Raw genomic sequence first — 12,779 nt, 5'->3', positions numbered from 1 at the left:
GCGCAACAAAAAAGCGGCCTTTCGGCCGCTTTTTCGTGAATCAGAAAGGGCCGGCATTTGCGACGACGTCGCGCGCCTTGACGCTGCCGGCCCTTGCAAAATTCCTCGCTTCAGAACGGACGAATGTCGTCGCCGCCGATGCCGTCACGGAAAAACAGAAGGAAAGCGAACATCGAATTTCTCCCATCGAGCGCCAAACGTTGCGCAACAACATCGTTAATGGATTATTAACCGCATATCAATCAGTGTTAATGCGTAGGTAGGTCCGGAGGAGGGGTGCCCAACGCGTTGTTTAACGCTTCCTTCAACGCTTGCCGTTAGAGGTGAACCATGTCTCGCGGGCCGCGCACAACGTCAGATCTGGAACAGCGGGGACGAGCAATCGCGATCCAAGCTGTTGAATCTGTTGTTCCGCACTCCGCTGATCGTCAGTCTGCTGCCAGCACGGAAGCGGCTGAGGCCGAGGCGCAGGGCCGCGCATCTGTTTGTCCCGAACAGGGACATGCCGCTCCAAATAATCCGGACGCGCAGGACTACAGGGTATTGTGCCTGTGCGAGGTTGCGAACTTCATCGCGCTTCGTCGGCAGCTGGGTCCGACCGCAACAGAACAACTTGTTAAAAGCGCTTTCTCGGCCATCGGCGATACGATGTCCGACGGCGTGGTCAGGCCCGCAGGAAGGGCGATGGCTGAAATCGTCGTGGAGCGGAACGCGCCCGTATCCGTACCGAATGCCATCGAAACGATGCGCGCCGCCATCGCGTGCGCGGCTGCCAGCGTGGAGCCCCGGCTGAAATTTCGCTTCGGCTTCGCCGTGGTGCCCACCCATTGTTACGACGAATTGCGTCTGATCGAGGCTGCGGAAGGAGCGCTCGACGAAGCGCGCGTCGAAGATCCCGTCGTCGTGCGAGACCTTACACATGCGGATCTGAGCTTCGATCGGCTGAACATGATGCACGAACTGCCGCTCGCCATCGCGGGGGAACAAATGTTCGTGCAGTATCAGCCGAAGGTGCATGTCCGGCGGCAGCAGGTCGCTAGTGCCGAGGCTCTGCTCCGCTGGCAGCATCCCGTTCACGGGCTGATCGCGCCAGCAGATTTCATCAGCGTTGCGGAAGAAGCCGGCGAGATTGCTGCGCTGACGCTTTGGACGCTGCGCCGCGTCATCGACGATCAGAAGCGGCTACGTGCAGCCGGGTACGATATCCCGCTTTTCCTCAACATTTCGGGCATGCTGCTAGCCGATACCGCGTTCGTCGCGGAGGCGTGCGACATTGTGTCGAACAGCAACGCGAAACTGGGTTTCGAGATCACTGAAACCGCCGTGATCCGTGATCCGCAAAGCGCCATCCGGCATTTGCAGAACTTCGCGGCGATCGGGGTTCAGCTTGCGATCGATGATTACGGCGCCGGGCTTTCATCGCTGGCGTATCTCAAGCAGTTGCCGGCGCGTGAGCTGAAAATCGACAAGATGTTTGTCATGCAGCTGACGTCGAGCAACCGCGACCCGCTGATTGTACGATCGACCATCGATCTGGCGCATGCCCTGGAGATGGAAGTTACCGCTGAAGGCGTCGAGACGCCGTCCGCGCTCGCACTGCTCAGCGTCATGGGCTGTGACATGGTGCAGGGATTTCTGATCTCGCGGCCTGTCGCCGTCGACGCGCTGATCGCGTTCCTGCGCGACGACGGCCATCTGACCAGCGGCTTTGGTGGCAAGTCGCTTTTCGTTCGGCCCGAGAGCATCTGGAAGCGGGCGTGAAGCGCCCATCTTGGGCCTTTGTGGCAATGATGCTGCTTGCTGCGCAGCCCGGGCATGCGGCACCTGCCTCAGAGACGGCGCCGGCCATTGCGGCGGCGGCCGCCGCTGCAAAGGCGAGCATGGTTGCCGATCCCGAGCAGGCGTTGGTTTATGCCGGTAGGATCGACATTCTGGCCCGCAAACTGCCCGATCCGCGTAGGCGCAAAGCCGCGCTTGCCACGGCGCGCTGGCTCGCGGGGGAAGCCGATCTCCGGCTGAACGAAGTCCAGCGTGCCGGCCCGCTGCTGGCCGATGGAATCCGATTGCTGGAAGGTGCTGACGCTTCATCGAAGTTGCGCGGCGACCTGCTGATGAGCCAGGGAGCCTTTCTTGCTGCCACTGGCAAGGCCGCGCAAGCATTGGCAAATTACCAGGCGGCACATCGAATCTTCTCCAGTGCCGACGAAGATCGCAGTGCTGCGATCGCGCTTCAGAACATCGCGATGCTCTATTCGGCGGCGAACGACCTGGAGCGGGCGGAGCGCTATTATGTCCGGGCAGCTAACACCTTTGGGGGCGATGTGCTGTTGTCATTATCGCTCAGGAACAATCTTGGTGGCCTGTTCTTGCGTGCAGACCGGTATGCCGACGCCGAAGTGCAGTTCGGTCGTGCGCTCGCTTCTGCTCGCGCGATGCGAGACCCGGCTCTAGAGGCCCGCATCCTGAGCAACTTGGCTCGAGCACAGATAGATCTACGCAAATTCGACGAGGCAGCAGCCACACTCGATCATGCATTTTCGCTTCTGAAGCCGGACAACAACACGACGACCCGCCGTCAGTTGCTTGCGACTGCGGCGAGGTTGTCAGCTGACCGTGGTGATCTGGCGAACGCGACACGTTTGGTAGCCCTTGCGTTCGACGCGCTCGATCTAAGCGCTACCGGTGCGGAATTTAGCGGGGCCCATGGAATCGCCTATAAGGTGTACGGCGAAACCGGGGAGGCCAAGCTCGCCCTGGTCCATCTAGAAGCGCTCAAGCGGTTGAACGACGAAGCCGCTAAAGTGGCCACCACGACGAGTGCAGCGCTGATGGGAGCCAAGTTCGATTACCAGGGACAGCAGCTCACCATTGCGCGGCTGACGAGCGAGCAACTGCGCAAAGCAGCCGAATTCCAGCGCACCTTGTTCTTCAGCCTCGGCGGGGCCACCCTGGCGGTGATCGCGATGCTCAGCTGGGGCCTCATCACCATAAGACGGAGCCGCAATCGAGTGCGCGATGCGAACATCGTACTCCATCACACCAACACCGCGCTGGAAAAGGCGCTTGCAGCCAAGACCGAGTTTCTCGCCACCACCAGCCACGAGATTCGCACGCCGCTGAACGGCATCCTCGGCATGACGCAGGTCATGCTGTCGGCCAACCGGTTGGACGCGGATGTTCGGGAACGCATCGGATTGGTTCATGGCGCGGGCTTGACCATGCGCAGTTTGGTGGACGACATCCTCGATCTCGCCAAGATGGAGACCGGCAACCTTACTGTGGATCCGCAGCCGATGGATCTCCGCACGATGCTTGGCGAGGTCACCAAATTGTGGGAAGAGCAGGCGCACGCGAAAGGTCTGGCCTTCCGGCTCGACCTTGCCCATGCCCCGGACTGGATCGTGTGCGATGCGGGACGTCTGCGTCAGATCGTATTCAACCTCTTGTCCAACGCCGTGAAGTTCACTTTGGCCGGCGGGATCACCGTCCGCGCTCTTCAACAGGGCACCGACGAGCAGCGGGAATTGTCTCTGATCGTGGCGGATAGCGGGATTGGTATTCCGCAAGACAAATTTGAGGAAATCTTTCAGTCGTTTCACCAGGTGGATGCGAGCACAACGCGCAGGTTCGGCGGCACCGGGCTTGGACTCGCCATCTGCCGAAACATTGCGCACGCCCTTGCCGGAAGCATTCGCGTTGAGAGCAGCGAAGGGACGGGCACCGCCTTCACCCTGACGCTGCCGCTGGTCCTGGCGGAGGCGCCGGAGGAAGAGCGGCCGGTGGCGGGGCCTTCGATCCTGTTGGTCGAGGGCAACCCTATCGCGCGCAGCACCGTGCGTGCCCTGTTGCAGCCGCACGGCATTACGGTGCAGTTCGCTTCCGACCCCAAGGAAGCGTTGACGAAATTAGAAGAAGGCGATGTGCTCACTCTGCTATTGGACGAGGCGACGCTGAACAAGGCCGCTGAAGGTGGTGCTAGTGCGTTGGAGCGTCTCGTGTCCGCGGCAAAAGACGCGCGGGTGATCGTGCTTTCTCGTAAAGATAGGTCTCGGGAGCAAGATCCGCTGCTTGGGGGCGGGGTGTTTCAAGTCCTTGAAAAACCATTCTCCGCAAGCGATCTATTGCCGGTATTGCAAACCCGGGGCGGAAGCGGCAACGATCGAGCGAGTACGCTTGTCTCACGTGCGGCATAGCGCAATAGCGCTCGCCCAAATAAATAACGATAAGGTCGCCGTCTTGAACGCCTCACCTGCCGCCTGCTCCAGATGAACATCCTTTTCATCGAGGATGATTCCATGAACCGTCGCGTGGTGAAGGACATGCTCGACGTGGCCGGTGCGACCATGGCCGAAGCGAGCTGGGCCGAAGAGGGGCTCGCGATGATCGATGCCGATACTTATGATGTGGTGCTGGTTGATCTGCGAATGCCGGGCATTGACGGCTTCGAGACAATCCGGCGCATCCGCAAACGACGGGATGCGAAGGCGGAACTGCCGATCATCGTCATCACGGCCGATACCGCGCTCGATCTGCGCGAGCGGTGCCTTGCGTTGGGCGCTGACGATATCTTGTTCAAGCCGGTGGCAATGGACGCGCTGTTCGACTCGATCGGGCGTGTGCTCGCGATCCGAGGTGGCGGCGTAATCGCCTGATACCCTGGGCTTCTCGGGGTATAGATTACATCCTGCGGCTTCGAGCAGACCGCTCTCCTGCTTGATTGGGCGCGGCACTCCCACCTTGAAAATAAAGGGCGAGAATGTTAGTTGCCGCGCCATGACGCCGTAACCATGGTTCCGGCGACTCTTGCTATTGGTAAAAGATTGGAGCTGTACGGCCACATGCAAATCATTGTTCGCGACAACAATGTCGACCAAGCGCTGCGGGCGCTCAAGAAGAAGCTGCAGCGTGAGGGCGTCTATCGCGAGATGAAGCTGCGCCGTCATTATGAGAAGCCAAGCGAGAAGCGGGCACGTGAGCGCGCGGCAGCCGTGCGCCGCGCCAGCAAGCTCGAGCGCAAGCGCGTCGAGCGCGACAGCGCCCGATAAAATCGTTGCACGTTCTCGCGATCTCAAGATGGGGTCAGCGGGATAGTAAGAATTTTTAGCGGCGAACGCCGTGTTGAGGAAATGACTCATGTCAGTGACCGCTGTTCCGCTCCAGCCCGTCAAGCGTGCTTACAAGGTTTGGTTGTGGATCGGCGTGCTCGCTGCCGTCCTGCTCGCGGCCGGGTTGGCTTGGGTTGGAACCCGCGCCCAAGTCGTGGCGCGGGGCAGCAATGAGCAGTTCCTCGCCTGGAACAAGGGGCAGGCCGGCGTCCACACGACCGCGTCGGGCCTTCAGTATCAGGTGCTGAAGCCCGGCACGGGAGCTACGCCTGCCGATCAGGACGGCGTTTCGCTCACTATCCGCGGCAATCTGCGCGACGGCAGCGAGTTCCAGCCGACTGCACCGATGCGCTTCCAAGTCGGTCAGCCGATGATCCCCGGATTCACGGAGGGCGTGAAGCTGATGCGCAAGGGATCGCACTATCGCTTTTGGTTGCCGCCAAGCCTCGGCTATGGCGCGGAAGCGGGCGCGCAGGGTCCTGGCAGCGAGCTGGCCGACAAGATCCTGATCTTCGATGTCCAGATGAGCGATCTGGTGCCGGCCGCCGTCATCCAGCAAATGATGATGCAGCAGATGATGCAGCAGCAGCGCGCGCCTGGCGGAGCAGCTCCCGGCGCGGGTGCGGCCCCTGGCGCGGGAGCCGTCCCAGGGGCCGAGTAAGCTTCCCATTAGAGTAAGGCCTGTAGAGCCGCCGCTGCAAAGCGGCGGCTTTATTTTTGGATTGCGCTCAGGACCCACCGCTGATCGGCCTCGAAGCCCATCGCGGTCAACTTGCCCGAGCGGTACGCCCCGGTATCCAGCGCGATGCGATTGGGAAGCTCCTCGACATCGGCAACGATCGTGTGGCCGTGCACCACGACTTTCTCAAAGGGAGTGGTCACGTCGAGGAAGCCTTCGCGAATCCATCGCAGGTCCTTCGGCTTCTGTGCTGCAAGCGGTTCGGTCGGACGGATGCCGGCATGTACGAAGACATAGTCGCCCAGCACCAGCATGTCCTCGAAGGAGGAAATGAAGTCGGTATGCTCGGCTGGAACCCGTGCCTGGAACTCGGTCAGAAGCTCGGCATAGTCGAGCGCATCATAGCGCTCCTCGGAGATGCCATAGCTCAGGATCGTCTCGCGGCCGCCGATTTTGGTGAAAAAGCGGAGCGCCTTCTCATCGCCAGTCGCTGCCGAGAGGAACACCTCTTCATGGTTGCCTAGCAGAAGACGCACCCGCCCGACCGGGCTTCGGCGTTGAAGGTCCATCAGATAGGAAACGACCTGCGCTGACTCGGGGCCCCGGTCGACCAAATCTCCAAGAAACAGGATGGTGGTCTGCGTTGCGGGACGTGCCGCGTCATCCTGCTCAATGGTGACGACCAGCTGTTTCAGCAGATCCAGCCGACCATGGATGTCGCCGATCGCGTATACGCGCTGACCTTCAGGAAGAGATGCCGAGGGCGTTTTGCCCGGGCGCGGCCGCTTCGAGAACAGTTTCTTGAGCATCTAAAACAGGAACCGCAATCTACCGATGCGTCACGACGATCTAAGTGATGGGCGCAGGGTGCTTAAACGAAAAGTGGCGGCCGTTAGGCCGCCACTCACAACTCGGAAGTTGTCCGAAAGCTTAGTTGCTGTCGGAGTCGTCGTCGTTGTCAGCCAGAACAACCGCACCGCCGACGATAGCGACAGTGGCGATCACGCCGATGATGGCCGCAGAAGCGACTTCGCTCTCGTTCTCACCCGCGGTCGACGCGCGCGAAAGCGAAAGCTTAGCAGCCGGAGCTGCCATGACAGGTGCAGTTGCCAGGGTGGCGACAGCGGCTGCCGCGAGAATCTTGGTGAACATAAATCTACTCCCTCTTCGAGCTCCGGTGCTCTCGTTCGCAGCGCCTATGACATAGACCCTTCGGTACGACAACACCCGTAATCCCAGCCCCCACAAGATTCTACTTGCGTGACTTAGGCGCAACACCGGTTCGGTTGATCCCGAACACTACGCTCACAATCATTGACCCGTGCCGCGAGCGTTACGTCCATAACGCCGTGCAGCATTACCGCCAAGGCCGTTGATGAAAGATGTCGTCGGCGCCCCCGCCGCTGCCGATCCGATCCACGTTTATCGTAGCAAAAGTGGGGTGGCGCACTAGTAGAGTGGCCTTCATGCTTTTCTTCCTCCTTTATGCTTCGCTAGCAGGCAACCCGGCGGCATCGAAAGCCGCCACTGGTGAATCCGCTCCGACGCAGCAGATCGCCGAAGCCCTGGAAGATGCCAGGAAAGCGGACATGGAGCTTGCCGGCATCGGCTGGCGACTGGCGATTGCCAATGTCGCACTCTGCGAAAGGCGAGAGGCCGGTACAGGGCTGCAACTCCACAGCCTCGACCAGTTTCAAGGGGAGGTTCGGGAGCAGGCGAAGCTGCACTTCGGTTTTGCCAGTGAGGTCGCCGTTGAGGGCGTCCTCCCTGAAAGCCCGGCGGCGCGGGCGGGCATACAGGCCGATGATTCGATCTTGCGGATAGGCGCGATCAGGCCGGATCAGCTGAGCGGAAGTGCTGGCAGTACGGACCGATTGGTGGCTGCGCAGCTGGCGGTCGCATCATTGCCGGTGGACGCACCGATCGAGATTGACGCAGTTCGCAAAGGGGTGCCGGTCCACTTCACGGTTCATCCGGTGCCAGTCTGCAAATCGCGGTTCGAACTTCGGCTGGCGAGCGATTTCCGTGCTTCCGCCGATGGTTCGATGGTGCAGATCAGCTCGGCATTTTTGGACAATTATCCAAAGCAGCAAGTCGCTGCTGTTGTAGCGCATGAGTTTTCGCACAATATCCTGCGCCACCGTGACCGCCTGGAAGCTCGGGGCGTAGAGTTCGGGTTGCTTTCGGGATTCGGCGCGAATGTGAAATATTTCCGCCAGACCGAGATCCAGGCCGATCTGCTTTCTGCCTATCTGCTCGCGAACGCGGGATATGATCCTCAAGTTTCAATCGCCTTCTGGAAGCATTTCGGACCCAGCAAGGCAGGCGGGATCTTCCGTACCCGCTCGCATCCGCACTGGCGCGATCGGATTGCAACGTTGAATGCGGAAATCGGGAAGATCGCGGCACGTCCCGAGCGGCCTATCATCCCCGCGCTTGTGGCGCAGCGGGACCAGCCACTCGACGGCGATTGGCAGTCCTTGTTGATCCGGGACTAATCCAGGATCAGCTCGCGAGCCGTAGTGGTTCAGAAAAGGATATGCGCGGCTGATCCTGCCAAATACCGCGCGTGTCATAGACCTGCTTGTCGGCGCGCTCGTCGACCGGGATTGAGCGGAACACGTCGTGATCGACCAGCACGATCAGGATGCTGCATGCTTCCAGCGCGGAGTCGATGTCGATCAATTTGGCTCCGGTGCCCGCGAAGGCGTCTGGCAGCGCTTGTGCATAAGGCTCCACGATCGCGATGCGCTCAGCGTAGCGGTGCGCCAATGCGGATGCGACTTTCAGGGCCGGACTTTCTCGGAAGTCGTCGATGTTAGCCTTGAACGCCAGACCCAGACAGCCGACGCGAGCGGTGGGATCCGCAGCGATCAGGTGCGAGGCGGCGTCGATGACGTGCTGGATCTTGCCGTCGTTCACTTCCCGCGCTGTGCGGATGAGCGGGGTCTTGTCTGGAGCAGCGCTGACGAGGAACCACGGATCGACAGCGATGCAGTGGCCACCCACGCCTGGGCCAGGGGAAAGGATATTCACACGGGGGTGACGATTGGCCAGGCGGATAACCTCCCACACGTCAACGCCCATCTTGTCCGCCACCAACGAGAGTTCGTTGGCGAATGCGATGTTGACGTCGCGAAAGGCGTTTTCGCTGAGCTTGGTCATCTCGGCGACCTTGGCCGTAGTGGTGACGCAAGCGCCGCGCACGAAGCGGCGGTAGAATTGCAGCGCCTTGCGCGCGCACCGTGGCGTGACGCCGCCGATCACGCGATCATTGTCGATCAGTTCCACCAGGATGCGGCCGGGCAATACGCGTTCCGGGCAGTACGCGATTGCGACGTCCGCGCCGCCGACGCAGTGCCCCGGGATCTTGAGATCGGGCCGCAAGGCCGCAAGGAGTTCGGCGACCTTCTCTGTAGTGCCGACTGGCGAGGTCGATTCCAGAATGACCACGTCACCCGCCTTCAACACGATGGCCACGCTGGCCGCGGCCTTCAGCACGTAACCAATATCGGGCGCATGATCACCGGCGAACGGCGTGGGCACGGCGATGACGAATACTTCCGCTGGCTCGATATTGAGCGCAGCACGAAGGTTGCCGCGGGCGACGACGCCCGAGACCAGTCCGTCGAGGTCGATCTCTTCGATATGAACCTTGCCGGAGTTGACCGTGTCGACGACGTGCGGATGCACATCGACCCCCACCACCCTGGCACCGGTGCGGGCAATCACTGCGGCAGTGGGCAGGCCGATATAGCCCAGTCCCAAAACGCAGACCTTTAGTTCAGAGTCCGAAACCATGTGCGACGATCCCCGCGATCCGCTGAGCGGCCTGGCCGTCGCCAAAGGGATTGTGGGCGCGGGCCATGGCCGAATAACGCTGGGGTACGTCCAGGAGGGTTGAGATTTCGGTAACAATGCGGTCGGGATCGGTGCCGACCAGCCTGGCGGTGCCCGCGGCCACGCCCTCGGGCCGCTCGGTGGTTTCTCGCATCACCAGCACTGGCTTTCCGAGCGCAGGCGCTTCCTCCTGCACTCCTCCCGAATCCGACAGCACCAAATGCGCCAGTTCCAGCGCGCGGATGAAGTGCGGGTAATCCAAGGGATCAATGCGGGCGATGTTGGCCGGATGCCCCAGCACTTCGTCCATCACTGCGACGACATTGGGGTTGGGATGGACGGGAAAGAGAATTGCCACGTCGGGCCGTTCCGCGATCCGACGAAGCGCCCGTGCGATGTCGGTCATGCCACCACCGAAGTTCTCGCGCCGATGCGTTGTGACCAGGATGATCCGCTTGCCGGTGAAGCGCGCCGCGATGCGGTCCAGACCGGCTACCAAAGACGGGTCCGCTTCGATCCGTTTGCGCGTAAGGTGAAGGGCATCGATCACGGTATTGCCGGTCACATGCACCGTGCCGGGAGCGATGTTCTCGGCCAGCAACGCGTCGGCAGCAGTTTGCGTCGGCGCGAAATGTTGATCGGCGATCGGCGCAACGATGCGCCGATTCACTTCCTCGGGCCAGGGCTGGTAGATGTTGCCCGATCGCAGCCCCGCCTCGACATGCCCGACCGGAATCTTGCGGTAATAGGCAGCCAGAGCGCCAGTCATCGCCGTGGCTGTATCGCCTTGCACGATCACCCGGTCGGGCTTTTCGCGGTCAAGGACGTCGCCAATGCCGGTCAGGAGCCGGGCCGTGAGTTGGTCCAGCGACTGCCCGGGTGTCATCACGTTCAAGTCGACGTCCGGCTTCAGTCCAGCGACCGCGAGCACCTGATCGAGCAGGCTGCGATGTTGCGCGGTGACACAGGTCCGAACCGCCATCCCGCCATGGGCTTGAAGCGCGCGGACCACAGGGAACAGCTTGATCGCCTCAGGACGCGTGCCGAAGACGAGAAGGACCTTGGGTTCAGCCATACCCCGTCCTAACCGATCAAGCTTAAGACGGGGTAAGAAGTTCAGCCGGCCATGCGCATATTGCGGGCGAAGTTCAGCGATCGGGTCTGCAACGTGCCGTCGAAATATTCGATGGTGCGGGTCAGGCCTTCGCGAAGCTGGACCTTCGGTTCCCAGCCGAGCAGTTGCTTGGCCTGGTCGATGATCGGCTTACGCTGTTTGGGGTCGTCGGCGGGCAGCGGCTTGTGGATGATCTCGACGCTGGAGCCGACGAGTTCGCGGACGAGCTCGGCCAGTTCCAGCATGGTGAACTCGCCCGGATTGCCGAGATTGACCGGCCCGATCACATCCGCGGGCGTGTCCATCATGGCGATGATGCCGTCTACCAGATCGTCCACATAACAGAAGGAGCGCGTCTGGCTGCCGTCGCCATAGATGGTGATCGGCTCGCCCGTGAGCGCCTGGACGATGAAGTTCGACACCACGCGCCCGTCGCCAGGGTGCATGCGCGGGCCATAGGTGTTGAAGATCCGGATGACCTTGGTTTGCAGGTTGTGCTGCCGATTATAGTCGAAGAACAGGGTTTCGGCGCAGCGCTTTCCTTCGTCATAGCAGGAGCGCGGGCCGATCGGATTCACGTTGCCCCAATAGCTTTCGGGCTGGGGATGCACGGCGGGGTCGCCATAGACTTCGCTGGTCGATGCTTGGAGGATCGGTGCCTTCACGCGCTTCGCCAGGCCGAGCATGTTGATCGCGCCCATCACGCTGGTCTTTGTCGTCTGCACGGGATCGGCCTGATAATGGACCGGCGAGGCAGGGCAGGCGAGATTGAAGATGCGGTCTACTTCCACATAGAGCGGGAAGTTGACGTCGTGGCGCAGCAGTTCGAATTTCGGCGAACCCAGCAGATGCTCGATATTCTCGCGTCGGCCAGTGTAGAAGTTGTCGACGCACAGCACTTCGCACCCGCGCATCAGCAATCGGCTGCACAGGTGCGAACCGATGAAACCGGCCCCGCCGGTCACTAGAATACGGTTAGGCTCCGTCAGGCTCATGGCCACCCCCCTTTTTTTCAATGTGTTGGAGCCGTAACGTTACACATGCGTATTTGCTCCATCGGCTTCTACATTCCTGATGAAGCTGATCCCGCGCGTTGATGACGGGGCGCTTTGCTGAGGCGTCCCCATACATCAGTGGGTTAACCCGAGTTTCGGAGACGTCGATGATCAAGCCCTTGCGTAAGGCCGTGTTCCCCGTGGGCGGCCTGGGCACCCGGTTCCTTCCCGCGACCAAGGCGATGCCGAAGGAGATGTTGCCGTTGGTGGACCGCCCGCTGATCCAATATGCAGTGGAAGAGGCGATGGAGGCGGGGATCGAGCAGATGATCTTCGTGACGGGCCGCGGCAAGCACGCGATCGAGGATCATTTCGACATCGCTTTCGAATTGGAAGCGACAATGAACGAGCGCGGCAAGTCGCTCGAGGTGCTCGATGCGACTCGGCTGAAGCCTGGCGCCATCGCTTATGTCCGGCAGCAGGAGCCGATGGGGCTCGGCCATGCGGTTTGGTGCGCACGCGACATCGTTGGCGACGAACCCTTTGCGGTGTTGCTGGCGGACGACTTCATGTTGGGCCGGCCCGGCTGCCTCAAGCAGATGGTGGAAGCGTACAACAAGGTTGGCGGCAATCTGCTTTGCGCGGAAGTGGTTCCCGACGACCAGACGCACCGCTATGGCATCATCACGCCGGGCGCGCAGGATGGCGCGCTCGCCCGGGTGAATGGTCTGGTTGAGAAACCCAAGCCCGGAACGGCCCCTTCCAACCTGTCGGTGATTGGCCGCTACATCCTTCAGCCCGAAGTTATGCGCGTGCTTGAGGGACAGGAAGCCGGAGCGGGCGGGGAAATCCAGCTCACCGACGCGATGGCGCGGATGATCGGCGATCAACCTTTCCACGGCGTGACCTTCCAGGGGACCCGCTTCGATTGTGGGGACAAGGCAGGGTTCATCCAGGCGAATGTCGCCGTCGCGCTGGAGCGGGAGGAAATCGCTCCCGCAGTCCGATCGTTCCTCGCCACGATCCGCTGAACGCGCGCGTAACGC

13 protein-coding genes are annotated in these 12,779 nt (G+C 61.3%); 8 read left to right on the top strand and 5 right to left on the bottom strand.

Annotation, left to right across the window (positions count from 1 at the left end):
• Window positions 1-35 precede the first annotated feature (35 nt).
• The 6 genes from FHT02_RS08605 (at window position 36) to FHT02_RS08580 (ending at window position 5,766) form a co-directional block, all read left to right on the top strand.
• Complete coding sequence (locus FHT02_RS08605) at window positions 36-263, top strand: hypothetical protein (RefSeq protein WP_184086548.1); 228 nt, start codon at window positions 36-38, stop codon at window positions 261-263.
• A 67-nt stretch (window positions 264-330) separates the two neighbouring features.
• Window positions 331-1,761 carry an EAL domain-containing protein gene (locus tag FHT02_RS08600; RefSeq protein ID WP_246352275.1) on the top strand — a complete coding sequence of 477 codons (1,431 nt, stop codon included), beginning with the start codon at window positions 331-333 and terminating at the stop codon, window positions 1,759-1,761.
• A gap of 26 nt (window positions 1,762-1,787) precedes the next feature.
• Complete coding sequence (locus tag FHT02_RS08595) at window positions 1,788-4,193, top strand: ATP-binding response regulator (RefSeq protein ID WP_246352302.1); 2,406 nt, start codon at window positions 1,788-1,790, stop codon at window positions 4,191-4,193.
• Between the two features lie 72 nt (window positions 4,194-4,265).
• Window positions 4,266-4,652: a response regulator gene (locus FHT02_RS08590; RefSeq protein WP_184086544.1), complete on the top strand. Its 387-nt coding sequence runs from the start codon at window positions 4,266-4,268 to the stop codon at window positions 4,650-4,652.
• Between the two features lie 186 nt (window positions 4,653-4,838).
• Complete coding sequence (gene rpsU / locus FHT02_RS08585) at window positions 4,839-5,045, top strand: 30S ribosomal protein S21 (protein WP_184086543.1); 207 nt, start codon at window positions 4,839-4,841, stop codon at window positions 5,043-5,045.
• Between the two features lie 88 nt (window positions 5,046-5,133).
• Window positions 5,134-5,766: an FKBP-type peptidyl-prolyl cis-trans isomerase gene (locus FHT02_RS08580; RefSeq protein ID WP_184086540.1), complete on the top strand. Its 633-nt coding sequence runs from the start codon at window positions 5,134-5,136 to the stop codon at window positions 5,764-5,766.
• A 50-nt stretch (window positions 5,767-5,816) separates the two neighbouring features.
• On the opposite strand, the gene FHT02_RS08575 is transcribed toward FHT02_RS08580, so the two are convergent.
• Entirely contained in the window at window positions 5,817-6,593 is a 777-nt protein-coding gene (locus tag FHT02_RS08575; protein WP_184086538.1) for a metallophosphoesterase family protein, read from the bottom strand.
• 121 nt (window positions 6,594-6,714) lie between these two features.
• Complete coding sequence (locus FHT02_RS08570) at window positions 6,715-6,936, bottom strand: hypothetical protein (RefSeq protein WP_184086536.1); 222 nt, start codon at window positions 6,934-6,936, stop codon at window positions 6,715-6,717.
• A gap of 230 nt (window positions 6,937-7,166) precedes the next feature.
• Here FHT02_RS08570 and FHT02_RS08565 point away from each other — a divergent pair, with 230 nt between their 5' ends.
• Entirely contained in the window at window positions 7,167-8,282 is a 1,116-nt protein-coding gene (locus FHT02_RS08565) for a M48 family metallopeptidase (RefSeq protein WP_184086534.1), read from the top strand.
• Window positions 8,283-8,289: 7 nt separating this feature from the next.
• Here the strand turns inward: FHT02_RS08565 and wecC are convergent, their stop codons facing one another.
• Genes wecC through FHT02_RS08550 form a run of 3 tightly spaced genes read right to left on the bottom strand, consistent with a single transcriptional unit; the run spans window position 8,290 to window position 11,733 of the window.
• Complete coding sequence (gene wecC, locus FHT02_RS08560) at window positions 8,290-9,585, bottom strand: UDP-N-acetyl-D-mannosamine dehydrogenase (RefSeq protein ID WP_184086532.1); 1,296 nt, start codon at window positions 9,583-9,585, stop codon at window positions 8,290-8,292.
• The gene (gene wecB / locus FHT02_RS08555; RefSeq protein ID WP_184086530.1) at window positions 9,569-10,699 is read right to left on the bottom strand and encodes a non-hydrolyzing UDP-N-acetylglucosamine 2-epimerase; all 1,131 of its coding nucleotides are present in this window, start codon (window positions 10,697-10,699) and stop codon (window positions 9,569-9,571) included. The genes wecC and wecB overlap by 17 nt, the downstream gene beginning before the upstream one ends.
• 41 nt (window positions 10,700-10,740) lie before the next feature.
• Entirely contained in the window at window positions 10,741-11,733 is a 993-nt protein-coding gene (locus FHT02_RS08550) for a UDP-glucuronic acid decarboxylase family protein (protein ID WP_184086528.1), read from the bottom strand.
• Between the two features lie 167 nt (window positions 11,734-11,900).
• Here FHT02_RS08550 and galU point away from each other — a divergent pair, with 167 nt between their 5' ends.
• Window positions 11,901-12,764 carry a UTP--glucose-1-phosphate uridylyltransferase GalU gene (gene galU / locus FHT02_RS08545; RefSeq protein ID WP_184086526.1) on the top strand — a complete coding sequence of 288 codons (864 nt, stop codon included), beginning with the start codon at window positions 11,901-11,903 and terminating at the stop codon, window positions 12,762-12,764.
• Window positions 12,765-12,779: the final 15 nt, after the last annotated feature.

This window comes from Sphingomonas xinjiangensis (assembly GCF_014199255.1).
GTDB lineage: Bacteria > Pseudomonadota > Alphaproteobacteria > Sphingomonadales > Sphingomonadaceae > Sphingomonas > Sphingomonas xinjiangensis.
The sequence above is the reverse complement of the archived record's forward strand: the minus strand, read 5'-3'. Positions and strand labels throughout refer to the sequence as shown.

Bases quoted from the DNA above. Each gene is read 5' to 3' on its own strand.
- FHT02_RS08600 (WP_246352275.1), top strand. From the start codon at position 331: ATGTCTCGCGGGCCGCGCACAACGTCAGATCTGGAACAGCGGGGACGA.
- FHT02_RS08595 (WP_246352302.1), top strand. From the start codon at position 1,788: ATGATGCTGCTTGCTGCGCAGCCCGGGCATGCGGCACCTGCCTCAGAG.
- FHT02_RS08590 (WP_184086544.1), top strand. From the start codon at position 4,266: ATGAACATCCTTTTCATCGAGGATGATTCCATGAACCGTCGCGTGGTG.
- rpsU (WP_184086543.1), top strand. From the start codon at position 4,839: ATGCAAATCATTGTTCGCGACAACAATGTCGACCAAGCGCTGCGGGCG.
- FHT02_RS08580 (WP_184086540.1), top strand. From the start codon at position 5,134: ATGTCAGTGACCGCTGTTCCGCTCCAGCCCGTCAAGCGTGCTTACAAG.
- FHT02_RS08575 (WP_184086538.1), bottom strand. From the start codon at position 6,593: ATGCTCAAGAAACTGTTCTCGAAGCGGCCGCGCCCGGGCAAAACGCCC.
- FHT02_RS08570 (WP_184086536.1), bottom strand. From the start codon at position 6,936: ATGTTCACCAAGATTCTCGCGGCAGCCGCTGTCGCCACCCTGGCAACT.
- FHT02_RS08565 (WP_184086534.1), top strand. From the start codon at position 7,167: ATGTCGTCGGCGCCCCCGCCGCTGCCGATCCGATCCACGTTTATCGTA.
- wecC (WP_184086532.1), bottom strand. From the start codon at position 9,585: ATGGTTTCGGACTCTGAACTAAAGGTCTGCGTTTTGGGACTGGGCTAT.
- wecB (WP_184086530.1), bottom strand. From the start codon at position 10,699: ATGGCTGAACCCAAGGTCCTTCTCGTCTTCGGCACGCGTCCTGAGGCG.
- FHT02_RS08550 (WP_184086528.1), bottom strand. From the start codon at position 11,733: ATGAGCCTGACGGAGCCTAACCGTATTCTAGTGACCGGCGGGGCCGGT.
- galU (WP_184086526.1), top strand. From the start codon at position 11,901: ATGATCAAGCCCTTGCGTAAGGCCGTGTTCCCCGTGGGCGGCCTGGGC.